We start from the raw sequence: 23,477 nt of genomic DNA, 5'->3' as shown, positions 1-23,477 counted from the left end.
TCCTGACTAAGGTGCTGGCCATGCACGCCTGCGCCCGTGTCGGCCTGGACTTCCTGGAGTCTGCGCCGTACCGCATCATCAGCACCGTCGATCTCGCGATCACGCCCGCGCAGCTTTTCGAGGTGCTGGCCGACGAGAAGTCCTGGCCGCACTGGGCCACCGTGATCACCAAGGTCACCTGGACCAGCCCGCCACCTCGTGGCGTCGGGACCACGCGCACCGTCGAGATGCGCGGCGGGATCACCGGCAAGGAGGAGTTCCTGGCCTGGGACCCGTTCGAACGCATGGCGTTTCGCTTCAACGAGGCCAGCACGTCGAGCATGGCCGCGTTCGCCGAGGATTACCGCGTGGTGCCGACATCACGGGGCTGCCACCTGACCTGGATCATGGCGCTGCAGCCCGCGAACCTCGCCGGACGCGCCGGCCTGTCCCTGGGTGCGCCGGTGATGAACCGGATGTGCCAGCGGTTCCTCGACGAACTGCGCCGCTACACCGATCAGCGGTTCGGACCTCAGTAGATTCGGGCCCATGCGCGGCGGCGCATCCGGTCCGGGTCGTCCTCGACCGCGTCCCGCCTGGTGGCGATCAGCCGGGTACGGCGTTTCTCTGTGTCGTACAGCGGCCAGTTCGCCTCGTCGTGCACGCGATCGCTGCAGGCGAAGTCGAGCCAGGTGCGTTGCATGCGCACGCCCACCGACGGCGGGAAGCGGCGCCCGAGCGGATGCAGCTTGCGCCCGATGAACGAGGCATAGCTGTGCTGGACGTGCACGATCTCACTGCCGTGGGTCGCGCCGAGCCCGAGCAGACGCAGGCTCAGCCCGGCATGGTCGAACCGGTACATCCGGGTCGGCGCGCGCGAGCTGTAGGCGTCGGCGAACGCCCACGCAGGTCCGCCGAACATCACGTCCGAGCCGATGGCGAGCAGGGCGCTGCGTCGCGGATAGCGCGGATAGGCCTGCAGGACGGCCTCTTTGGCGTGGGGAGCGACCCGATCGAAGTATGCGTGCACCGTCGCCCGCGTGGTCGGCAGCATCGGCGGGCGAGTCCAGGCGAACATCGTCGCCTCGTGGCTGTTGGTGCCGATGATCAGCGGTATCCGGGCGAGTTCTCCGGCGCGCGCCGCGTCGATGGGATGCCGGGGCAGCAGCTCGGTGCCGTGCGTCAGCCCATAGGCCAGCGTGGGCGTCTGCGCCGCACTCGCCAGCTGCACCTGACCCGCGGCACGCCGTAGCTGCCGTTGCGGCAGCTCCTTGACCTCGGCGGCGGGCACACCGAGCTGGTCGAGGAAATCGCGGGCCCGCTGCGCGCGCAGCTCCCGATCGGCGATCAGCGGCAGGGCCGGGCTCTGGGCGATCGCGCGGTGGAACAGCCCGCCGGCCTGGGGGCAGGCCAGCAGTGCCAGCACCGATGTCGCTCCCGCCGACTCGCCGAACACCGTAACCCGATCCGGATCGCCACCGAACGATGCGATGTGCTCGCGCACCCAGCGCAGCGCCGCGAGTTGATCGCGCAGGGCGAGGTTGTCGTCGAAACCCGGTCCCAGGTCCCCGAGCTCGAGGCCGCCGAACACCCCGATCCGATAGGTCACGTTGACGACGACCACGTTGCCGTTGGCCGCCAGCCGCGACCCGTTGTAGAGCTGGAATTGCCCGGCGCCGTAGACGAATGCGCCGCCGGGAATCCACACCATCACCGGCAGTGAGGCCGTGGTGTCCGGCGACCAGATCGTGACCGTCAGGCAGGCCTCGTCGCGGACCTTGGGATCGTCGCGGCCGCCCCCGACGAACGACGTGGTCTGCGGCGGCAACGGACCGTGCTCGAGCGCCTCGCGCACCCCGCCCCACGGCTTCGCCGCCGTCGGCGCCAGGAATCGCCGCGGCCCGACCGGCTGTTCGGCGTAGGGCACCCCGCGCCACACGCCGATGCCGCCCTCGAGGTCACCGCGCAGCTCCCCGAGAGAGGTACGCACGACGGTGGATGGTCCGGCGACGACTGCCACAGCGCGAATCGTAGTGTGCGATTCTTGACGGGCCCGGGATGCGGGCCCGGCGGCGAAGCGAGGTGGGGCCATGACCTTCAACGAGGGCATGCAGATCGATACCAGCACCACGTCGACCAGCGGGGGTGGGCGCGGCCCGGGCCGAGGCATCGCCGTCGGCGGCGGCCTGGGCGGGCTCCTGATCGTCGTCGTGGCGCTGTTCCTCGGGGTCGATCCCAGTTCGGTGATCCCGCAGCAGCAGGGCGGTGCACAGACCGCCGAGACGCCCGGCTTCGACACCAGCCAGTGCAAGACGGGCGCCGACGCCAACGCGATCGTCCAGTGCCGGGTGATCGCGACCGGCAACTCCGTCGATGGCGTCTGGGCCCAGCTGATGCCGGGCTACACCCGTCCGAAGGTGCGGCTGTTCACCGGCGGGGTCGACACCGGGTGCGGGCAGGCGAGCAGCGACATGGGGCCGTTCTACTGCCCGGTCGACCAGACGGCGTATTTCGACACCGACTTCTTCGACGTCCTGACGACCCAATTCGGTTCCAGTGGAGGGCCGCTGGCGCAGGAGTACGTTGTCGCCCATGAGTTCGGCCACCACGTGCAGAACCTGGAAGGGGTCTTGGGTCGGGCCCAGCAGGACCCGCAGGGCGCCAGCGGCGCCGGCGTGCGCACCGAGCTGCAGGCCGACTGCTACGCCGGGGTCTGGGCTCACTACGCCGCCATCACGAAACAGGAGAGCACCGGCGTGCCGTTTCTGGAACCGCTGAGCGACAAGGACATCGCCGACGCGCTGTCGGCCGCGGCGTCGGTCGGTGACGATCGAATCCAGCGCTCGGCGACGGGCCGGGTCAATCCGGAGTCGTGGACCCACGGGTCCTCCGAGCAGCGGCAGAAGTGGTTCACCACCGGCTACCAGACCGGCGAGCCCGCCCAGTGCGACACCTTCGCGGCCCGCGACCTTGGCTAGGGCAGCCACGGCCGTCGACGCCGTCGCCGAACGCTACCTCGACACCTGGGCGCAACTGGACCCGTGCGGTGCGACGGAGGCGGGCATCGCCGGGTTCGACGACCAACTCACCGACTACTCCCCTGCGGGCTGCGCGGCCCGCGCCGATGCCGCGCGCACCGCGCTGCGGGAGCTCGATGCGACCGACCCCGCCGACGACGCCGACGTGGTGACCGCCGCCGCACTGACCGAACGCCTCACCGTGCTACTCGACCTGCACGACGCCGGTCTCGATGTCGGCGAGCTCAACGTGATCGCCTCGCCGCTGCAGACGATGCGCGATGTGTTCGACCTGATGCCGACCGACACCGCCGAGGATTGGGCCACCATCGGCCGGCGCCTGGCGCGTGTGCCCGAGCGGGTGTCCGGATACGCCGACGCGCTGCGCGCAGCAGTGGCGGCCGGCCGCGCTCCCGCTGCCCGGCAGGTCCGCCGGGGCATCGCCCAGGCCGGTCAGATCCAGCACCTGTATCTGGACATGGTCGCCGACGCCGTACCCCACGATCTGACGCTGCACGCCGAACTGCGCCGGTGCGCCGAGGACGCCGCCAACGCGTACGCCGCGCTGGTCGGGGTGTTCCGCGACGAGATCGGCCCCCGCGCCCGCGAGGTCGACGCGTGCGGACGCGAAGACTACGCGGTGCTGTCCCGCTCCTTCCTCGGCGCCTCAGTGGATCTCGACGAGGCCTACGGGTGGGGCCTGGACCAGTTGAACGCGATTGTCGCCGAGCAGGATTCGATCGCCCACCGGCTGTATCCGGGAGCGAGCGCGACCGAGGCGCTGCGCCGGCTCGACGGCGAGGAGCGCTACCTTGTGCACGGCACCGAGGCGCTTGCGCAGTGGATGCAGGATCTGTCCGACAAAGCCGTCGACGCGCTGGCCGACACGCACTTCGACATCGCGCCGCCGCTGCGCCGGCTGGAGTGCCGAATCGCGCCGACGAACACCGGCGGCATCTACTACACCGGACCGTCGGAGGACCTGACGCGACCGGGGCGGATGTGGTGGTCGGTGCCCGCCGGCGTGCACACGTTCCACACCTGGCAGGAGATGACCACCGTCTTCCACGAGGGCGTACCGGGGCATCACCTTCAGATCGGGCGCGCCGTCGTGCTGGCCGATCAGCTCAACCGGTGGCGCCGGCTCGGCTGCTGGGTGTCCGGGCACGGCGAGGGCTGGGCGCTGTACGCCGAACGGCTGATGGCCGAGCTGGGCTGGCTCGACGATGCCGGCAACCGGATGGGCATGCTCGACGCACAGCGCTTCCGCGCCGCGCGGGTGGTGATCGACATCGGCGTGCACTGCGGATTACCCGCGCCCGACGGCGGCACGTGGGACGCGGCGCGGGCCTGGACGTTCCTGCAATCGCACAGCGCGATGGCCGAGGAAAACCTGCGCTTCGAACTGGACCGCTACCTGGGCTGGCCGGGACAGGCGCCGTCGTACGCCATCGGTCAGCGGATCTGGCAGGAGCTGCGCGACACGGTCACGGGAAATGGCTTGTCGCTCAGGGAGTTCCACCGGCAGGCGTTGGATCTGGGCGGGTTGCCGCTCGACGTCCTGCGGTCGGCTCTGCTCGCCTGAGAGCATCAGAACAACGCCGGCTGGACCGGGGGCGCCGGGGCGGGTGCAGGTCGGCGCGCACCGGCCTCCCGGAACGAGCGACCCGGCGCCAGACCGTGATTGGCGATCAGCGGGGCGGCGCGCTGGGCGAGCATCGCCCGGTAGTCGGCCGGCAGGTAGGCACCGCGCCGGTAGAGCTGCCGGTACTCCCCCACCAGATCCGGGTAGCTCGCCGCCAGCCAGTCCATGAACCAGCCACGGGTGCTGCCGCGCAGATGCAGACCGAAGACCGTGACACTGGTCGCACCCGCCGCGGCGATCCGGCCCAGCAGGTCGTCGAGGTGGGCAACCGAATCGGTGAGCCGTGGCAGCACCGGGGCCACCATCACGTGGCAGGGCAGCCCTGCCTCCCGGATCGCCGAGATCAGCCCCAGCCGGGCCTGCGGTGTCGGCGTACCCGGCTCGATCCGGCTGTGCAACAACGGATCGCCGACGGCGAGTGACACCGCGACACTGACCTCGACCCGCCGTACCGCGTCGGTGAGCAGCGGCAGATCCCGGCGCAGCAATGTGCCCTTGGTGAGGATGGAGAACGGGGTACCCGACTCGGTGAGCGCGCCGATGATGCCCGGCATCAACGCATACCGCCCCTCGGCCCGCTGGTAGGGGTCGGTGTTGGTGCCCAGTGCGACGGTCTCGCCGGTCCATGACGGGCGATGGAGCTCGCGTCGCAACACGTCGGCCACGTTGGTCTTCACGACGACCTGGGTGTCGAAGTCCTGGCCGCTGTCGAAGTCCAGGTACTCGTGCGTCGGGCGGGCGAAACAGTACCGGCAGGCATGGGAGCAGCCGCGGTAACCGTTGACGGTGTACTGGAATGGCAGCATCGACGCCGAGGGCACCTTGTTCAGCGCCGATTTGCACAGCACCTCGTGAAACGTGATGCCCTGGAACTCCGGCGTGCGCACGCTGCGGATCAGGCCGAGCCGCTGCAGACCGGGTAGCGCTCCGTCGTCGACGTCGACACCCTGACCGGACCACCTCATGTCTCCATGCGAACACACGTTCGAAACCGTGTCAAGCAAGTAGCGTGGCAGGCACCATGTCGACTGACACCCACGACACCGAACTCGCCGCCGAACAGCGCTATGTCGCCACGCTCTACGAGCGCCTCGACGCCGAGCGCACGCGCGTGCGGGACCGCTACCGCGACGCGTTGCGCGGCACCGGCGGCACGCTCGTGGAACGCGACGCCGAGGTGCGCGCGCTGGCCCGGCAGATGGCCCGGCTCAACGTCGCCGACAGCGGCCTGTGCTTCGGGCGGCTCGACAGCATCGACGGCGAGACGGTCTACGTGGGGCGCATCGGCATCCTCGACGAATCCGACGATTTCGCCTCGCTGCTCGTCGACTGGCGGGCACCGGCCGCCCGCGCCTTCTACGTCGCCACCGGCGCGTCGCCGGAGAACATGCGCCGCCGGCGCCAGTTCCACACGATGGGCCGCCGCGTGCTGGATTTCACCGACGAGATCCTCGGCCGCCCCGACGCAGGCGAGGACCTCGGCTCCCGGGGCACCGGCGACGCGGCGTTGCTCGCTGCGGTCAACGCACCACGCGGGGACGGCATGCGCGACATCGTGGCCACCATCCAGGCCGAACAGGACGAGATCATCCGCCTCGACCATGCCGGGGTGCTGGTCATCGAAGGCGGGCCGGGCACCGGCAAGACCGTCGTCGCGCTGCACCGGGTGGCCTATCTGCTCTACACCCAACGCAAGCGCATGGAGAGCCACGGCGTCCTCGTCGTCGGGCCCAACGCGGCGTTTCTGGATCACGTCGGCCGCGTGCTGCCCTCGCTGGGCGAGACCAACGTCGTGTTCATGACCACCGGTGACCTGTACCCGGGGCTGCAGGTCGCCTCCCGGGACACCCCGGAGGTCACCCGCGTGAAGGGCTCGCTGGAGATGCTCACGGTGCTCGCAGCGGCCGTCGCCGACCGGCAGCGCGTTCCGGCCGAACCGATTCCGATCGATCTGGCCGATGTGTCCGTGCGCATCGATCCCGACATCGCGCAGTGGGCCGTCGACGAGGCCCGCGCCAGCGGCAAGACGCACAACGATGCCCGCACGGTGTTCGCCGACGTGCTGACCTGGGCGCTGACCGAACGCGCGATCGCCAAGATCGGCAGAGGCTGGCTGACACGCGAGGACCGCAACGCCTGGGAGCACCTGCGCTCGGAACTGGTCGACGAACTCGACGAACACCCCGGTTTCGCAGCGGCCCTGAACGAGCTGTGGCCCATGCTGACGCCGGAAACGCTTCTGGCCGAACTGTATTCATCTCCCGAGCGGCTACGCGCTGCCGGGGCCGATCCGATCCTGCTCCGCACCGACGGGCACGCGTGGACGGTGTCCGACGTGCCGCTGCTCGACGAACTGGTCGACCTGCTGGGCCGCGACAAGAAGGCCGAGGCGGCCGCCGAGAAGGACCGTCGCGAGGAAGCCGCCTACGCGGCCGGGGTGCTGGACCTGATGATCGGCCGCGAAGACCTGATGGACGACGAGGACCAGCTGCTGGCCTCCGACGTGATCGCCGCCGAGGAGCTCGCCGAGCGCTTCGAAGAACGTGACACCCGCGAGCTCGCCGAACGTGCTGCCGCAGACCGGGACTGGACGTACGGGCACGTCGTCGTCGACGAGGCCCAGGAACTGTCGGCGATGGAGTGGCGGGTCCTGATGCGGCGGTGTCCGCGCCGGTCGTTCACGATCGTCGGCGATCTGGCCCAGCGCCGCTCCGCCGCCGGGGTGACCTCGTGGCAGGCGACGCTCGAGCCGTACGTCGACCGCCGGTGGCTGTACCGGCCGCTGCTGACCAACTACCGCACGCCCAGCGAGATCATGGCGATCGCTGCCGCGGTGCTGGCCGAGTTCGCCCCCGACGTGACACCGCCCGAATCGGTGCGGTCGTGCGGTGTCGCGCCGTGGTCGCGCCGCGTCACCGACGACGACCTGGCCGGTGCCGTGGGTGAATTCGTGGCGGGCGAGCAGAAGTTGGAAGGCACCAGCGTGGTGATCGGACCTCCGGGCACTCGGGGAGCGGTCACGCCGGCGGACACCAAGGGCCTGGAGTACGACGCGGTGCTCGTGGTCTCACCGGAAACGATCATGGCCGACGGCCCGCGCGGGGCCGCCGACCTGTACGTGGCACTCACCCGGGCCACCCAGCGGCTCGGTGTGCTGCACACCGGGCCGCTGCCCGAACCGCTGCGCGGACTGACCGAGCAGCGGACGGGTCAACTCACCACTGGGCGCCCTGGCACAGCGGGCTGTACGGATGGTCACCCTGAATGACGATCTGTCCGTCGACGGCGACCTCGCAGTGTGCGTTCGGCGCCGCCTGCCCGCCCTTGGTGGTGCTGCTCGCCCACACGTAGGCCCATTGCGGGTCGGCCAGCGTGGTCTCGAACGTCCACGGCTGCCCGGGGGCGATGGTGACGGTGTCGCGCTTCAGGTAGGCGTACGCATCGGCGTTGTAGGCCGACTTGTCCGCCGGCTGGTTCACCAGGTACGTCACGTCGAACTGATAGGGCCCGGCGACGCTCACCGTGTACTGGACCTTGTGAGCTTCCGGCTGGGCGCTCGCGACACCCGGAGTGAGGGCCACCGACGCGGCCGCGACCATCAGAGACACCCCGAGCTTGGCTGTGGCTGTTCGCATGTCCATCACATCGTCCGACGGTACTCAAACCGTTACCGGCAGGTGGGGTCTACTCACCGTGCCCGAGTGAACGGCAAACCAACTTCCGCGTCGGCCAACAGGTTAACCGGGCTGTCACACACAGACATTTGACAGAAACACAGGCGTTCTAACGTCCCGATTCGACACCGACCCGTGTCGACAAATTCGCGCTCACCGGTCGTCACTCGTGGCGACACAGCACTTCGTGCCCAGGTGAACGCCGTCGACCCTCAGAAAGGCCCTCTATGGAGCATCCTCGGCGCCACCCGTCCCGGCGCACCGCGCTTGCCGCGGGAAGTATCGTCGCGGCGGCCGCCCTGCTGCTTGCAGGCTGTGGAAGCAAGGCCAGTGAGACCGATTCAGCAAATGCGGAGTCCTGCGTGGACACCTCCGGGCCGACCATCAAGGTCGGGTCGCTGAACTCCCTGTCGGGCACCATGGCGATCTCCGAGGTCACCGTCCGTGACTCCATCAAACTGGCCGTCGACGAGATCAACGCCGCCGGTGGAGTGATGGGCAAGCAGATCCAGCTCGTCGGTGAGGACGGCGCGTCCGAGCCCACGGTGTTCGCCGAGAAGGCCGAGAAGCTGATCAGCAGCGATTGCGTGGCCGCGGTGTTCGGCGGGTGGACCTCGTCGAGCCGCAAGGCAATGCTGCCCGTGTTCGAGTCGAACAACTCGCTGCTCTACTACCCGGTGCAGTACGAAGGCCTGGAGGCGTCGCCGAACATCTTCTACACCGGAGCGACCACCAACCAGCAGATCGTGCCGGCGCTGGACTACCTCAAGGAGAAGGGCGTCAAGTCGCTCTACCTGGTGGGCAGCGACTACGTGTTCCCACAGACCGCCAACCGCATCATCAAGGCCTATGCGGGCGCCAACGGTATGGAGATCAAGGGCGAGGACTACACGCCGCTGGGGTCCACCGATTTCTCCACCATCGTCAACAAGGTCCGCACCGCAGATGCTGACGCCGTGTTCAACACGCTCAACGGCGATTCGAACGTCGCGTTCTTCCGCGAGTACAAGAACGTGGGCCTGACCCCGCAGCAGATGCCGGTCGTATCGGTGTCGATCGCCGAGGAAGAGGTCGGCGGTATCGGCGTGCAGAACATCACCGGGCAGCTCACGGCCTGGGACTACTACCAGACCCTCGACACCCCGGTGAACCAGAAGTTCGTCGAGGCGTACAAGAAGGCCTACGGCGCGAACAAGCCGACCTCGGATCCGATGGAAGCCGCCTACACCTCGGTGTATCTGTGGAAGAACACCGTCGAGAAGGCGAAGTCGTTCGACACCAAAGCGATTCAGGACAACGCCGGCGGCGTCACGTTCGACGCTCCCGAAGGCCTGGTGACGATCGACGGCGAGAACCACCACATCACGAAGACCGCACGGATCGGTGAGATCCGGCCCGACGGGCTGATCTACACCGTGTGGCAGTCCCCCGGGCCGATCCAGCCCGACCCGTTCCTGAAGTCCTACCCGTGGGCCGCCGGCCTGTCCGGCTGACCCCATGGATGTCCTGATCGGGCAGCTGGCGACAGGATTGAGCCTCGGCTCGATCCTGTTGCTGGCCGCACTGGGCCTGTCGCTGACGTTCGGCCAGATGGGCGTCATCAACATGGCGCACGGTGAATTCATCATGGCCGGCTGCTACACCGCCTACGTCGTGCAGCAGGTGATCTCCAGTGCCGGTGCGTCGCTGGTCATCTCGCTGCTCATCGGCTTCCTGATCGGCGGCGCGATGGGCGTGGCACTCGAGGTTGGACTCATCCAGCGGATGTACGACCGGCCGCTGGACACCCTGCTGGTGACGTTCGGCGTCGGTCTGATCCTGCAGCAGGTGGCGCGCGATGTCTTCGGCGCCCCCGCGGTCAACGTGGTGGCTCCGGCGTGGCTCTCGGGCGGGGTGGAGATCCTGGGTGCCGTCGTGCCGAAGACCCGCATCTTCATCCTGGTGCTGGCCGTCGTGTGCGTCGCGGCACTGGCCACGGTGCTCAAGGTCAGCCCGATGGGTCGGCGCATCCGCGCCGTCGTACAGAACCGCGACCTCGCCGAGACCAGCGGCATCTCCTCACGGCGCACCGACATCACCACGTTCTTCATCGGCTCGGGTCTGGCCTCCGTCGCCGGTGTGGCGCTGACGTTGATCGGCTCCACGAGCCCCACGATCGGACAGAGCTACCTGATCGACGCGTTCCTCGTCGTGGTGGTCGGCGGACTCGGACAGATCAAGGGCACCGTGATCGCGGCCCTGGCGCTGGGCTTCCTCAACTCGTTCATCGAGTACAACACCACCGCGTCGCTGGCCAAGGTCGTCGTGTTCGTGATCATCGTGATCTTCCTGCAGGTGCGTCCGCAGGGCCTGTTCACCGTGCGGACAAGGAGTTTGGTGTGAGAACCCTCATCGGCCGCTGGCAGACGTGGGCCGGCTTCGGGGTCGCCGCACTGGTCCTGTTCGTCATCGCCCCCGCGGTGCTGTCGGACTTCCGGCTCAGCCTGCTCGGCAAGTTCCTGTGCTTCGCGATCGTCGCCGCCGGCATCGGTCTGGCGTGGGGCCGCGGCGGCATGCTGGTGTTGGGCCAGGGCGTGTTCTTCGGCCTGGGCGGCTACCTGATGGCGATGCATCTCAAGATCGCCGATGCGCAGCTGCGCGGCGACGACGTGCCCGATTTCATGCAGATCCAGGGCGTGCGCGAATTGCCCTCGTACTGGCAGCCGTTCGCCTCCCCCGCAGTCACACTCGTCGCGATCGTGGCCCTACCCACGGCGATCGCGGCCGCGCTGGGATTCGGCGTGTTCAAGCGCAAGGTCAAGGGTGCGTACTTCGCGATCCTGTCCCAGGCGCTGGCGGCGGCACTGGCGATCCTGCTGGTCGGTCAGACGGGTCTCGGCGGATCCAACGGCCTCAACAGGTTTCGCACGTTCTTCGGCTTCACCCTCAACGATCCGGTGAACCGCCGGATGCTGTACTTCATCGCCGCCGCGGTGCTGCTGCTCGTCGTTGCGGTGGTGCGCCAGCTCATGCAGAGCCGCTACGGCGAACTGCTAATGGCGGTGCGCGACGGTGAGGAGCGGGTGCGCTTCCTGGGTTACGACCCGGCCAACATCAAGGTGGTCGCCTACACCGTCGCCGCGCTGTTCGCGAGTATCGCCGGGGCGCTGTTCGCCCCCATCGTGGGCTTCATCGCGCCCTCGCAGGTCGGCATCCTGCCGTCGATCGCGTTCCTGATCGGTGTCGCGATCGGCGGACGCACCACGCTGCTCGGCCCGGTGCTCGGCGCGATCGGCGTGGCGTGGGCGCAAACACTGTTCTCCGAACGGTTCCCGTCGGAGTGGACGTACGCCCAGGGTCTGCTGTTCATCGTCGTTGTCGGTTTCTTCCCCGCCGGGCTCGCGGGCCTCGGCGTCGTGCTGCGCCGGCGACGGAAGAAGCCCGCTTCGCCTGCGCAGGACAACACTCCCGACCCGGAGAAGGTGGGGGTGGGTTCATGACCGAGGTCGACGCCGCGACAGCGGGCAAGGAGCCCGTCGAAGGCGGTAATGCCGGGATGGGCACGCAGTACCTCGAAGTGCGCGGTCTGACAGTCGATTTCGACGGCTTCAAGGCTGTCAGCGACGTCGACCTGACGCTGTTCCAGGGTGATCTGCGTTTCCTGATCGGCCCCAACGGCGCGGGCAAGACCACCGTCATCGATGCGATCACCGGGCTGGTGCCGGCGACCGGGTCGGTGAACAAATCGGGCGTGGAGCTGCTCGGCAAGAAGGTGCACCAGATCGCGCGCCGCGGAGTGGGACGCACGTTCCAGACCGCGAGCGTCTTCGAGCAGCTGACCGTCCTGCAGAACCTCGACATCGCCGCCGGCGCCGGGCGCTCGGTGTGGACACTGCTGCGGCGGCGCTCCGGCGTGCTGCCGATCATCGAGCAGACGCTGCACACCATCGGCCTGACCCACCTCGCGGACCAGCCGGCGGGTGTGCTGGCGCACGGGCAGAAGCAGTGGCTGGAGATCGGCATGCTGCTGGTGCAGAACGCCGATGTGCTGCTGCTCGACGAGCCGGTGGCCGGGATGAGCGCCGAGGAACGCGAGGAGACCGGGAACCTGTTGCGGCGCATCGGTGCCGAACGCACCGTCGTCGTGGTCGAACACGACATGGACTTCATGCGAGCATTCGCCACATCGGTGACAGTGCTGGCGCGCGGCCAGGTCATCGCCGAGGGCTCCGTGGCGCAGGTGCAGGCCGACCCCAAGGTGCAGGAGGTCTACCTCGGCACCGCTGCCGCAGGCGCGGAAGGAATCTCGTGACACTCGAACTCGTCGACGTCCGCACCGGCTACGGCCGTAGCACCGTGATCCACGGGGCCAGCCTCGAGGTGCCCTCCGATGGCGTCGCCGCCGTGATGGGTCACAACGGGGCCGGGAAGACCACACTGCTGCGCGCCGCCGTCGGCCTGCTCAAATGTGCCGGCGGCAGAGTCCTTTTCGACGGCGAGGACATCACCAAACTGCGGCCCAGCGCCCGCGTGGCACGTGGACTGGCCTACGTGCCGCAGGGCCAGCAGTCGTTCGGACAGTTGACCACCGCGGAGAATCTCCAGGTCGTGGCCGACGGGCGGAAGAACGGCAAGGCGCTGATCGACGAACAGCTCGATCTGTTCCCGGCACTCAAGGAACTGCTGACCCGGCGCGCCGGCCTGCTCTCCGGCGGCCAGCGTCAGCAACTCGCGATCGCCCGCGCGCTGATCACCTCGCCCACGTGCTTGATCCTCGACGAGCCCACCGAGGGCATCCAGCCGTCGGTGGTCGCCGAGATCGAGGCGGCGATCACCGCGCTGACCGCGCGCGGCGATCTGGGCGTGCTGCTGGTGGAACAGCACATCGGGTTCGCGCTGGAGTCCTCGCAGCGGTACTACATTCTCGAGGCCGGCCGGATCACCTCGAGCGGTACGGGCGGCTCGGCGTCGGAGGCCGATGTGCGCGCCGCGATGGCCATCTGACCTACCTCCCCGCGAGCGGGCGTGTCTGCAGCCAACACGCCGGCAATGCGAGCGACGACGCACGCTCGGTTGCACGGATGCCCGGTCCGGGTACCACCCTCCCATGTGGACGAGGTTGCAGCAGCGCCGAACGGTGGTTCGCGATGCTCTGCGGAGCAGATTGTGGCCGGTACCGGCGCTCGCGGTCGTCACCGCGCTCGCCGCCGGTGTCGCGGTTCCCGAGCTGGATCGGCTGGTCGACGGGCGCCTGCCCGCCACGGTCGAGGCCTATCTGTTCGGTGGCGGCGCCGACGCGGCTCGCGAGATCCTCGGCACCATCGCGAGCGCGCTGATGACCGTCACGTCGTTGACGTTCTCACTCACCCTGGTCACCCTGCAGCTGGCGAGCAGCCAGTACACCCCCCGACTCCTCCGGACCTTCGCCTCGGATCACTTCGTCCAACGCACGCTCGCGCTGTTCCTGGCCACCTTCGCCTATGCGGTGACGGTGCTGCGCACAGTGCGCAACGACAGCGACACCATCACACGGTTCGTGCCCAAGATCGCCGTCACCGGGGCTTTCCTGCTGGCCGTCGCGAGCGTCATGATGCTGGTGCTCTTCCTCGGGCACCTGGTCCGCCAGATCCGCATCGAAACGATGCTCGATCACATCCGCACCGATGCGGTGGGCAGCGCAGGCAGGCTGCTCGAGTCGCGTGACGACGCCGGCAGTCCCGGGCCCCCGCCCGCGGTGCCCCCGTCGGCCACTGCGGTGCCGGCACGCACGTCCGGCTTCCTCGTGGGCATCGACGAGGACGCGTTGTGCAGCGCGGCGTGTTCCGCGGACGCCCTGATCTGGGTCGATCAACCGCTGGGGGCAGCGGTGGTGCGCGGCGTTCCGGTGGCGTTCTTCCGGATGACCGACGGGGACGACGACGCGGACGAAGAATCCCTGTGCGACGCAGTCGCGGCGGCCTTGCACACCGATATCGAGCGGACGGGGGCCCAAGACATCGCCTACGGGCTCCGTCAGGTCGTCGACGTCGTGTTGCGGGCGCTCAGCCCGGGAATCAACGACCCCACCACCGCCATCCACGGACTGCACGCCTGCAGCGCGATGCTCTGTGAATTCATCGCCTACCGGCTCGGACCGCACGTGATGTACGACGATGACGACGCCGTACGCGTCGTCATCGCGCGCCCGTCTCTGGCCGACCTGCTCGACACCGTCTGCAACCAGACCGTGCTTTACGGCGGTGAGGATTCCGCAGTGACCGGCGAGATCCTGGTGTTGCTGCGCCAGGTCGGATGGATGGCGCGCTCACCGGACGATCGCGGCGCGGTCGGCGAGCAGTTGGCGCGCGTGGAGCGCGATATCGCCGCGCGGGCGTTCGATCCGATCGACCGAGCCCGACTCACACGCCTCGGCAGTGATGTCCGTGCGGCCCTCGACCACCGGTGGGTTACGGGTTGACCAGCGGGCTGCCCTCGCGCACATCGCGCATGGCCGATCCGTCGCCGAGTTGATCTCCTCCGATCACGCTGAGAGATCCGTCGGTTTCCAGCACCACCGCGGCGACAGTGCTCACGTCTCCGCGGCCGGAGGCTCGAACAGCCTGCCTCACCTCAGCCTCGCCGACGCGCGAACGCCGCATCGCCGCGTCGTCGAAGCGGCCTCGCGAGAGCAGCAGCGTGGGCCGCGATGTCAGGAATGCCCGGCCACGCTGCGATCGCGACGAGATCAGGGCGGCCACGTACTGCAACCCGGCCAGAAGGGCGAAGGCCGATGCGCCTTCCACGTAGGACACATCAGCGTTGAGCAGGATGGTCGCCAGGGTCGACCCCACGGCCACCGTCACGACGAGATCGAAAGCATTCAGCTTCGCCAGCGTGCGCTTACCCGAAACACGAAGCACCGCAACAAGTGTCACGTAGGCGGCCGCGCCGACCGCGAGAACACGGATGATGTCTGACCAGTTGTCGAACCACATGGACACCGCCTACCCAGCCGGAAGACCCCGACACCCCGGCACGCTCGTCCATCCGGTCAACAATCGGTGCGGATCTCGAAAGGAGTGGTCGTCGTGTCCGCCGGCGCGTCCCGGAAGTACCCCGTCGCCACGCCGGAGATCGTCATCGTGCCGTCGACGAGGGTCGCCTGGGCGCCGACCGGGGTGCCCTCGTCCTGCCACGCACTGCCGGTGAACCCACCCAGGTCGTCGATGCGGATCAACTTCGCTTCCACGGTGTTGCCGGTCTGCACCTGTGCCTGGAACCCCGGGGACTTGTCCAGGGTCTCGATGAACCACGTCCACTGTGCCTGGTGACATCGGATCTTGGGCGTCGCCTCGACGGCCGTGCCGTTGATCGACACGGTCGCGGTGTGGGTGCCCAGTGCATGAAAGCTGTCGGAACATCCCGTCGCGGCCAACGCCGCGAGCACGCTGATCGTGGCGCCCACCGCGGTGGGGAACCTGACATGACTGTGTCTCATGTCACCGAGTACCCGGACCGGGGGCGGACGATCCCTGACGCGCCCCTGACGCGGGCCCTGTCCGATCAGTTCAGCGTGGCGAGCACGTGGGCGACCACTTGATCGATGGGAATGTCGACCTGCTCGCCCGTCGCCAACGTCTTCACCCCGACCGTGCCCGTCTCGAGGTCACGGTCTCCGGCGACCAGCGCGATCGAGGCGCCCGAGCGATCAGCGCCCTTCATCGCCCCCTTGAGACTGCGGTCCCCGTAGGCCATGTCGACCCGCACGCCCGCCGCGCGCAACTGTGCCGCCAGCACCGCCAGACGCACTTTGGCCTCGGCGCCCATCGGCACCGCGTACACGTCGACACGGGAGTCCTCGCCGGCGGTCTTGCCCTCGGCGCGCAGCGCCAACAGCGTGCGGTCCACCCCCAGCCCGAAGCCGATGCCCGACAGGTCACGGCCGCCCAGCTGGCTCATCAACCCGTCGTAGCGGCCACCGCCCCCGATCCCGGACTGGGCGCCCAGGCCGTCGTGGACGAACTCGAATGTCGTCTTGGTGTAGTAGTCCAACCCGCGCACCATGCGCGGATTGATCACATACGGCACGCCGAGCGCATCCAGGTGCGCCAGCACCGTGTCGAAGTGCGCCTTGGCCCCCTCGGAGAGGTGATCGAGCATCAACGGAGCGTCGGCGGTCATCTCCCTGACGTGCGGGCGCTTGTCGTCGAGGACGCGCAGCGGGTTGATCTCGGCCCGGCGCCGGGTCTCGTCGTCGAGGTCGAGGCCGAACAGGAACTGCTGCAACAGCTCTCGATACTGGGGCCGGCAGGTGTCGTCGCCGAGCGAGGTGATCTCCAACCGGAACCCGTCGAGGCCCAGTGAGCGGAATCCGGCGTCGGCCACCGCGATCACCTCGGCGTCGAGCGCGGGATCGTCGACGCCGATCGCCTCCACCCCGACCTGCTGCAGCTGCCGGTAACGGCCCGCCTGCGGCCGCTCGTAGCGGAAGAACGGGCCCGAGTAGCACAGCTTGACCGGCAGCTGACCCCGGTCGAGGCCGTGCTCGATCACCGCGCGCATGACGCCCGCCGTGCCCTCGGGGCGCAGCGTCACCGACCGCTCCCCGCGATCGGCGAAGGTGTACATCTCCTTGGACACCACGTCGGTGGACTCCCCCACGCCGCGGGCGAACAACGCGGTGTCCTCGAAGATCGGTAGCTCGATGTCGCCGTAGCCGGCGCGGCGGGCGGCGCCGAGCAGCGCAGCACGCACCGCGACGAACTCGGCGGAGTCGGGCGGCAGGTAATCCGGAACGCCCTTGGGCGCCTTGAAGTCGGTCACGTCGTCAAACCTTCGAGGAACGGGTTGGAGCGGCGCTCGACGCCGATGGTGCTGCGCTCGCCGTGCCCGGGCAGGACCAGCGTGTCGTCGTCGAGCACCAGCAGTTTGGTCACGATCGAGGTCAGCAGATCGCGCCCGCTACCGCCGGGCAGATCGGTGCGGCCCACCGAATTCTTGAACAGCGTGTCGCCGGTGAAGGCGAGCTGGTCGGGTCCCTCGTCCACGCGGAACACCACCGAGCCCTGCGTGTGGCCGGGCGTGTGGTCGACGGTCACCGTGATGCCGCCGAGGTCGAGTTTGTCGCCGTCGCGGTCGAGTTCGACGACCTGCCGCGGCTCACGGAACAGCGCCCCGACCGCCAGCTGCGCCAGTCGCGGCCCCAGCCCGTTGATGGGGTCGTTCAGCATGTGCCGGTCGGCCGCGTGGATGTAGGTGGGGCAGCCGTAGGTGTCGGCGACCTTCTGCGCCGACCACATGTGGTCGATGTGCCCGTGGGTGAGCAACACCGCCGCCGGGGTGAGGCGGTTCTCGTCGAGGATGCGCCGCAGCGGCCCCATGGCGCGCTGGCCGGGGTCGACGACGATCGCATCGGCGCCCTGCCCGGGTGCCAGCACGTAGCAGTTGCACGCCAGGACCCCGGCGGGGAATCCGGTGATCAACACGCCGTAAAGCTTCCCATGCCGAACTCGCCGCGCAGTTCACGAGGGGTCACAGCGGCCGTCTCAGCGAGTCCTGGCACACTCGGTGCCGACCTGATCGACTCCGAGGAGGACCTGGCCCGTGCCGACGAACGAACAACGGCGAGCCACCGCCAAGCGCAAGCTCGAGCGCCAACTCGAACGGCGTGCCGAGAGGGACCGTAAGCGCCGCCTGTACACGATCATCGGGTCGGCCGCCGCGGCTGTCGTCGTGATCGCCGCGATCGTGGCGACCATCGTGCTGACCAACCGCGACAGCAGCACCCCCACGGCGGCGCCGTCCACCGCGTCGACGTCGGAGGCCGCGTCGCCGCTGGACGCCCCGGAGCCGGGCAAACCCGGCGCGCTGCCGGCGTTCGTCGCCCCCGAGGGCCTGGGCAGCAACTGCCAGTACCCCAAGTCGCCCGAGCCCGCCAGCAAGCCCGTCGACGCGCCCCGCTCGGGCAAAGTGCCGACGGACCCGGCCCAGGTCAGCGCCAGCATGGAGACCAACCAGGGCAACATCGGCCTGCAGCTCGACAATGCGAAGGCGCCGTGCACGGTGAACAGCTTCGCCAGCCTGGCCAACAAGGGCTTCTTCGACAACACTCCGTGCCATCGGCTCACCACGGGTGAGGGCCTGGCGGTGCTGCAGTGCGGCGACCCGACCGGTCAGGGCACCGGCGGGCCGGGCTACCAGTTCGCCAACGAGTACCCGACCGACCAGTACCAGCCCGACGACCCGAAGCTGCAGCAGCCCGTGCTCTATCCGCGCGGCACGCTCGCGATGGCCAACGCGGGTCCGGGCACCAACGGCAGCCAGTTCTTCCTGGTCTACAAGGATTCGACGCTGCCGCCGAACTACACCGTGTTCGGCACGATCGACCAGACCGGTCTGGCGACGCTGGACAAGATCGCCGCCGCGGGCACCAAGGACGGCGGCGAGGACGGCGCACCCAAGCTCGACGTCACGATCAAGAAGCTGCAGCTGGACTGAGTTCCGGCGAGCAGACGCGAACTCGAGCCGACACGCCGACGGCGCGCTCGAGTTCGCGTCTTCTCGCGGAGGGAAGTCTCAGGCCGCGGACGTGACGCGGTAGACGTCGTAGACGCCCTCCACGTTGCGCACCACGTTCAGCACGTGACCGAGATGCTTTGGGTCACCCATCTCGAAGGTGAACCGGCTGATCGCCACCCGGTCGTTGGACGTGGTCACCGACGCCGACAGGATGTTGACCTTCTCGTCGGCGAGCACCCGCGTGACGTCGGAGAGCAGGCGGTGCCGATCGAGCGCCTCGACCTGGATGGCCACCAGGAACACCGACGACGGGGACGGCGCCCACTGCACGTCGATGATGCGCTCGGACTGCTTCTCCAGCGACGCCGCGTTCGTGCAATCGGTGCGGTGCACGCTGACCCCACCGCCGCGGGTGACGAACCCCATGATGTTGTCGCCCGGCACCGGCGTGCAGCACTTGGCCAGCTTGCACAACACCCCCGGTGCCCCCGGCACCGAAACACCGACGTCGTCGCTGGTGCGTTGCCGCACCGGCATCGTCGCCGGCGTCGAGCGCTCGGCCAGCTCGTCGGCCGCCTCGTCGTCGCCGCCGATCTGGGCGACCAACCGTTGCACCACATGGCGGGCCGACACGTGGCCCTCGCCGACCGCGGTGTAGAGCGCCGAGACGTCGAGATAGCGCAACTCGCGCGCCAGCGCCGCCATCGTCTCGGCATTCATCAAGCGCTGCAACGGAAGTCCGCCGCGGCGCACCTCGCGAGCGATCGCGTCCTTGCCCGATTCGAGCGCCTCTTCGCGGCGCTCCTTGGCGAACCACTGCCGGATCTTGGCCTTGGCGCGCGGTGAGACGACGAACGTCTGCCAGTCCCGCGACGGCCCGGCGTTGGCGGCCTTGGAGGTGAAGACCTCGACCACTTCCCCGTTCTCGAGTTTGCGCTCCAGCGCGACGAGCCGGCCGTTGACCCGGGCGCCGATGCAGCGGTGCCCCACCTCGGTGTGCACCGCGTAGGCGAAGTCCACCGGCGTGGACCCGGTGGGCAGCGTGATGACGTCGCCCTTGGGGGTGAACACGAAGATCTCCTGCACCGCGAGGTCGTAGCGCAGCGACTCCAGGAACTCACCGGGGTCGGCGGCTTCCCGCTGCCAGTCGAGCAGCTGCCGCATCCACGCCATGTCATCGATCTCGGTGGCCGTGTGGCTGGCCGGAACTCCGTTGCGCCCCTTGGCTTCTTTGTACCGCCAGTGCGCGGCGATGCCGTACTCGGCGGTCTTGTGCATGTCGGTGGTGCGGATCTGCACCTCCAGCGGCTTGCCCTCCGGACCGACGACCGTGGTGTGCAGCGACTGGTACACCCCGAAGCGGGGCTGGGCGATGTAGTCCTTGAACCGGCCGGCGATCGGCTGCCACAGCGAGTGCACCACACCGACCGCGGCGTAACAGTCACGCACCTCGTCGCACAGAATCCGGACCCCGACCAGGTCGTGGATGTCGTCGAAGTCACGGCCCTTGACGATCATCTTCTGGTAGATCGACCAATAGTGCTTGGGCCGGCCCTCGACGACGGCGTTGATCTTCGACGCGTTGAGCGTGGCGGTGATCTCGGCACGCACCTTGGCCAGATAGGTGTCGCGCGACGGCGCACGGTCGGCGACCAGCCGGACGATCTCTTCATACTTCTTGGGGTGCAGGATCGCAAAGGACAGATCCTCGAGCTCCCACTTCACCGTCGCCATACCGAGCCGATGCGCCAGCGGCGCAATGACTTCCAGCGTCTCGCGAGCCTTGCGGGCCTGCTTCTCCGGCGGCAGGAAGCGCATCGTACGCATGTTGTGCAGCCGGTCGGCCACCTTGATCACCAGCACGCGGGGATCGCGGGCCATCGCGATGATCATCTTGCGAATGGTCTCGCCCTCGGCCGCGGTGCCCAACGCCACCTTGTCGAGCTTCGTGACACCGTCGACCAGATGCCCGACTTCGGTGCCGAACTCCTGGGTGAGCGCCTCCAGCGTGTATCCGGTGTCCTCGACGGTGTCGTGCAGCAGCGCCGCGATCAGCGTGGTGGTGTCCATGCCGAGCTCGGCGAGGATGTTGGCAACTGCCAGCGGGTGGGTGATGTACGGATCGCCCGACTTGCGCAGCTGGTCGGCGTGCCGTTGCTCGGCGACCTCGTACGCCTTCTGCAGGAGCGTCAGATCGGCTTTGGGATAGATCTCCCGGTGCACCGCCACCAGCGGTTCCAGCACCGGGTTCACGGTGCTGCGTTGCGAGGTCATCCGGCGGGCGAGGCGGGCACGCACCCGCCGCGACGCGCTGGTCGCCTTGGCGGCTTCGGGGCGGGGCAGCTCCATCGGCTGCGTCTCGGGTCCGGCCGGCACCGGCGGGGCCTGCACAGCCTGGTTCGCGCGCGGATCTGCCTGGATCTCGTTGGCCATGCTCACCTCCGCTGACGGCTGCTGTTGGCAGGATATCCGGTCACACGGTGTGCAACGCCGTGACCGGCAACGGTTCCAGCGCGGACCGCCCGCCCAGTGCGGCCAGTTCGAGCATCACGATCGCGCCGCTCACCGTCGCCCCCGCTGCGGTGAGTAACTGATGGGTGGCCGCCAGTGTTCCCCCGGTGGCCAGAACGTCGTCGATCACCACGATCGTGCGACCGGCCAGGTCGACGCCGTCGGCGGGCACCTCCAGGGTCGCGGTGCCGTACTCGAGGGTGTAGGTCTCGCTGATCACCGGCGGCGGCAGCTTGCCGCCTTTGCGCACCGCCAGCACCCCGATGCCGAGCGAGATCGCCACGGCGCCGCCGAGGAGGAATCCCCGGGCGTCGACACCGGCCACGAGGTCTGCCCCGCGGGCGATGTCGGCCATCGCCGCACTCACCTCGGCCAGACCGCCCGCGTCGGCCAGGACCGGGGTCAAATCCTTGAAGAGCACACCCGGTTCGGGGAAATCGGGCACCTCCCGCAGCAGCGAGGCGATCACCTGGCCCACCTCACGCGTCTGGCTCACTGACTCAGCTTCCATCGGTCCATGTTCCATCCCGCGCCCCAGCGCGTCGGATTGGCGCTCACCGCGTACATCTTCGTCGACGCGAGCAGGGTGCGCTGCTGACGGTACAGCGGCAGGGTGGGCATGTCGCCCCACAGGATCGGACCGGCTTCGGCGAGCAACCGGGCGGTCTCCTTCGGGTCCGCGGTCACCGCGAGTGTGGAGATGATGCCATCGATGCGCTCGTTGGCGTACCGCGGCAGGTTGTTGCCGTTGCCGCTGTGCAGGGTGTAGGCGTCCATCGCCGACGAGCCCGTCGATCCGCTGCCCGTCGCCCCGCCGGTGCTGGCGAGCAGCACGTCGATGCTGTTGTCCCGCAACGACTGTGGGCCGACGTTCTCCCCCGCGGCATCCTGCACCGTGATGCCCGCGGGTGCGCACGCCTTGGCCATCGCGCCGACCGCGGCGGCCAGCCGGGCGTTCGGCGACTGGTACCCGATACGCACCGTCAGTGGCTGGTTTCCGAGCGACGCGCGCGCCGCGTCGGGATTGCCGACCGCGAAGTCGTTGACCTGCGGGGTGGCCTCGGCGCCCGAGTAGGCGTCCTCGGCCGCGGTGTTGAGGCGCGAATTGGCCGGCGGCACCGACGCGTTGCGGGCGATGACGTCGCGCGGCGTGCACAGGGCGACCGCGCGACGCGCGGGCACGGCGGCCAGTGGGCCCTGCGGCGAGAAGATCAGCTGCTCGATGCCCGCCGACGGCGAGTCCGACCGCGTGTAGTCATCGGGCAGGTTCAGGGTGCCGGCCGACCCGGCGGCGATGTCGACGACGTCGTAGGCGCCTTCGTTGACCCGGTCCTGCAGATCGGACCGGCGCGGCCACACGGTGATCTTGGTGGTGACCGGCTTGGTGCCCCACCACTTGTCGTTGGCCACCAGCACCACTGCGCCGTCACCGGTGACGGCGTCGATCCGGTAGGGCCCCGACGACGGGAAATGGGCGAGATCGAGATCAGGGGTCAGGTTCCAGGTGGTGTTCCACACCTGTGCGATCCGCTCCACCGCGGGACCGTCGCTGCCCTGCAGCGCCCTGGTCACCCCGCCGTCGCCGAGCCCCAGCTCGTCGGCGATGACGTGCGAGGGCATCAGCGACGTCGCCGCGAACAGCTGCCCGTAGTCGGTGAACGCCCGATCCTGGGCGAAGCTGACGCGGGCCTTCTTCCGGCCCGGGGTGCAGTCGATCGTCGCGATGTCGGTGTATCCGGCCCGGCTCGCCGCGTCGAAGGTCGGGAACCGGCCAGACTGAGCCGCCCACGCCAGCACCATGTCGTCGCACGTGATCGGTTTGCCGTCGGAGTAGACGGCCTCGGGCTTGATCTCGTAGTCGAGCACCAGGGGGCTGCGCCCCACCACCGCGATGGTGCCGAAGTCGTGATCGCCGACGATCTGCCCCTCCGGACCGTGGTAATTGAACCCGGTCAGCACACGGGCGAACGCTTGCGGGCCGCCCGAAGCGGCGCCGATGACCGTGTTCGTGTTGTAGGTCGACAGCGTGCCGTCGATCGCATAATCGATCGCGTCGGCGGCGCCCGACGAGCACGACGCCAGACCGAACACGCCGACCACGGCGAGGACCGCCGCGATGACAGCCGAAGTGACACTGACACGCCACGCACGGGTGCGGTGGGCCATCGGACCTAC

General features: G+C 68.9%; 21 protein-coding genes. 11 read left to right on the top strand and 10 right to left on the bottom strand.

Annotated features, from left to right (window positions below):
- The first annotated feature begins 20 nt into the window (after positions 1 to 20).
- Positions 21 to 518 carry an SRPBCC family protein gene (locus tag ACXYX3_RS10935; protein ID WP_458612045.1) on the top strand — a complete coding sequence of 166 codons (498 nt, stop codon included), beginning with the start codon at positions 21 to 23 and terminating at the stop codon, positions 516 to 518.
- Here the strand turns inward: ACXYX3_RS10935 and ACXYX3_RS10930 are convergent.
- A complete protein-coding gene (locus ACXYX3_RS10930; protein ID WP_458611693.1) occupies positions 512 to 2,089 on the bottom strand; it encodes a carboxylesterase/lipase family protein in 1,578 nt (525 codons plus the stop codon). The two genes, ACXYX3_RS10935 and ACXYX3_RS10930, sit on opposite strands and share 7 nt — an antisense overlap.
- Here ACXYX3_RS10930 and ypfJ point away from each other — a divergent pair.
- Positions 2,070 to 2,957, top strand: a complete 888-nt coding sequence (gene ypfJ / locus ACXYX3_RS10925) for a KPN_02809 family neutral zinc metallopeptidase (RefSeq protein ID WP_458611692.1) — start codon at positions 2,070 to 2,072, stop codon at positions 2,955 to 2,957. The two genes, ACXYX3_RS10930 and ypfJ, sit on opposite strands and share 20 nt — an antisense overlap.
- Positions 2,950 to 4,581, top strand: a complete 1,632-nt coding sequence (locus ACXYX3_RS10920; RefSeq protein WP_458611691.1) for a DUF885 domain-containing protein — start codon at positions 2,950 to 2,952, stop codon at positions 4,579 to 4,581. Before ypfJ ends, ACXYX3_RS10920 begins: the two co-directional genes overlap by 8 nt.
- A 5-nt stretch (positions 4,582 to 4,586) precedes the next feature.
- On the opposite strand, the gene ACXYX3_RS10915 is transcribed toward ACXYX3_RS10920, so the two are convergent.
- The gene (locus tag ACXYX3_RS10915; protein ID WP_241203807.1) at positions 4,587 to 5,606 is read right to left on the bottom strand and encodes an Rv2578c family radical SAM protein; all 1,020 of its coding nucleotides are present in this window, start codon (positions 5,604 to 5,606) and stop codon (positions 4,587 to 4,589) included.
- Between the two features lie 56 nt (positions 5,607 to 5,662).
- On the opposite strand from ACXYX3_RS10915, the gene helR reads away from it, so the two are divergent.
- Positions 5,663 to 7,909 carry an RNA polymerase recycling motor ATPase HelR gene (gene helR, locus ACXYX3_RS10910; protein WP_458611690.1) on the top strand — a complete coding sequence of 749 codons (2,247 nt, stop codon included), beginning with the start codon at positions 5,663 to 5,665 and terminating at the stop codon, positions 7,907 to 7,909.
- On the opposite strand, the gene ACXYX3_RS10905 is transcribed toward helR, so the two are convergent.
- On the bottom strand, positions 7,857 to 8,276 hold the full coding sequence (locus ACXYX3_RS10905; protein ID WP_241203809.1) for a hypothetical protein: 420 nt from the start codon (positions 8,274 to 8,276) through the stop codon (positions 7,857 to 7,859). The genes helR and ACXYX3_RS10905 overlap by 53 nt on opposite strands.
- 266 nt (positions 8,277 to 8,542) lie before the next feature.
- On the opposite strand from ACXYX3_RS10905, the gene urtA reads away from it, so the two are divergent.
- The 6 genes from urtA (at position 8,543) to ACXYX3_RS10875 (ending at position 14,751) form a co-directional block, all read left to right on the top strand.
- A complete protein-coding gene (gene urtA, locus ACXYX3_RS10900; RefSeq protein ID WP_241203810.1) occupies positions 8,543 to 9,808 on the top strand; it encodes an urea ABC transporter substrate-binding protein in 1,266 nt (421 codons plus the stop codon).
- Between the two features lie 4 nt (positions 9,809 to 9,812).
- A complete protein-coding gene (gene urtB / locus ACXYX3_RS10895) occupies positions 9,813 to 10,697 on the top strand; it encodes an urea ABC transporter permease subunit UrtB (protein ID WP_241203811.1) in 885 nt (294 codons plus the stop codon).
- Positions 10,694 to 11,794: an urea ABC transporter permease subunit UrtC gene (urtC, locus tag ACXYX3_RS10890; protein WP_458611689.1), complete on the top strand. Its 1,101-nt coding sequence runs from the start codon at positions 10,694 to 10,696 to the stop codon at positions 11,792 to 11,794. Before urtB ends, urtC begins: the two co-directional genes overlap by 4 nt.
- Entirely contained in the window at positions 11,791 to 12,606 is an 816-nt protein-coding gene (gene urtD / locus ACXYX3_RS10885) for an urea ABC transporter ATP-binding protein UrtD (RefSeq protein ID WP_458611688.1), read from the top strand. Before urtC ends, urtD begins: the two co-directional genes overlap by 4 nt.
- On the top strand, positions 12,603 to 13,298 hold the full coding sequence (gene urtE / locus ACXYX3_RS10880) for an urea ABC transporter ATP-binding subunit UrtE (protein WP_458611687.1): 696 nt from the start codon (positions 12,603 to 12,605) through the stop codon (positions 13,296 to 13,298). Before urtD ends, urtE begins: the two co-directional genes overlap by 4 nt.
- A gap of 103 nt (positions 13,299 to 13,401) precedes the next feature.
- Entirely contained in the window at positions 13,402 to 14,751 is a 1,350-nt protein-coding gene (locus tag ACXYX3_RS10875) for a DUF2254 domain-containing protein (protein ID WP_458611686.1), read from the top strand.
- Here ACXYX3_RS10875 and ACXYX3_RS10870 read toward each other — a convergent pair.
- From ACXYX3_RS10870 to ACXYX3_RS10855, 4 genes are all read right to left on the bottom strand, one after another.
- Complete coding sequence (locus ACXYX3_RS10870) at positions 14,741 to 15,268, bottom strand: DUF421 domain-containing protein (protein WP_241203816.1); 528 nt, start codon at positions 15,266 to 15,268, stop codon at positions 14,741 to 14,743. The two genes, ACXYX3_RS10875 and ACXYX3_RS10870, sit on opposite strands and share 11 nt — an antisense overlap.
- A 56-nt stretch (positions 15,269 to 15,324) precedes the next feature.
- Positions 15,325 to 15,771, bottom strand: a complete 447-nt coding sequence (locus tag ACXYX3_RS10865; RefSeq protein ID WP_458611685.1) for a lipoprotein LpqH — start codon at positions 15,769 to 15,771, stop codon at positions 15,325 to 15,327.
- 65 nt (positions 15,772 to 15,836) lie between these two features.
- Entirely contained in the window at positions 15,837 to 17,096 is a 1,260-nt protein-coding gene (gene hisS / locus ACXYX3_RS10860) for a histidine--tRNA ligase (RefSeq protein WP_241203818.1), read from the bottom strand.
- Positions 17,093 to 17,758 (bottom strand): MBL fold metallo-hydrolase, encoded by a 666-nt coding sequence (locus ACXYX3_RS10855; protein ID WP_458611684.1) that lies wholly within the window; start codon positions 17,756 to 17,758, stop codon positions 17,093 to 17,095. The genes hisS and ACXYX3_RS10855 overlap by 4 nt, the downstream gene beginning before the upstream one ends.
- 118 nt (positions 17,759 to 17,876) lie before the next feature.
- Between ACXYX3_RS10855 and ACXYX3_RS10850 the strand changes: the two genes are divergently transcribed.
- The gene (locus ACXYX3_RS10850; RefSeq protein WP_241203820.1) at positions 17,877 to 18,770 is read left to right on the top strand and encodes a peptidylprolyl isomerase; all 894 of its coding nucleotides are present in this window, start codon (positions 17,877 to 17,879) and stop codon (positions 18,768 to 18,770) included.
- A 78-nt stretch (positions 18,771 to 18,848) separates the two neighbouring features.
- Here ACXYX3_RS10850 and ACXYX3_RS10845 read toward each other — a convergent pair whose 3' ends face one another.
- From ACXYX3_RS10845 to ACXYX3_RS10835, 3 genes are read right to left on the bottom strand one after another with little or no spacing between them, the layout of a single operon-like run.
- Positions 18,849 to 21,224 carry a RelA/SpoT family protein gene (locus ACXYX3_RS10845; RefSeq protein WP_374238324.1) on the bottom strand — a complete coding sequence of 792 codons (2,376 nt, stop codon included), beginning with the start codon at positions 21,222 to 21,224 and terminating at the stop codon, positions 18,849 to 18,851.
- Positions 21,225 to 21,264: 40 nt separating this feature from the next.
- Entirely contained in the window at positions 21,265 to 21,813 is a 549-nt protein-coding gene (locus ACXYX3_RS10840) for an adenine phosphoribosyltransferase (RefSeq protein ID WP_241203821.1), read from the bottom strand.
- Positions 21,795 to 23,468, bottom strand: coding sequence for an ABC transporter substrate-binding protein (locus tag ACXYX3_RS10835; RefSeq protein WP_458611683.1), 1,674 nt, complete (start codon positions 23,466 to 23,468; stop codon positions 21,795 to 21,797). Before ACXYX3_RS10835 ends, ACXYX3_RS10840 begins: the two co-directional genes overlap by 19 nt.
- Positions 23,469 to 23,477 lie beyond the last annotated feature (9 nt).

It is taken from the genome of Mycobacterium sp. Panama NTM2 (assembly GCF_054355555.1).
Note: the sequence above shows the minus strand (reverse complement) of the source record. Positions and strands in the feature narration are given on the sequence as shown.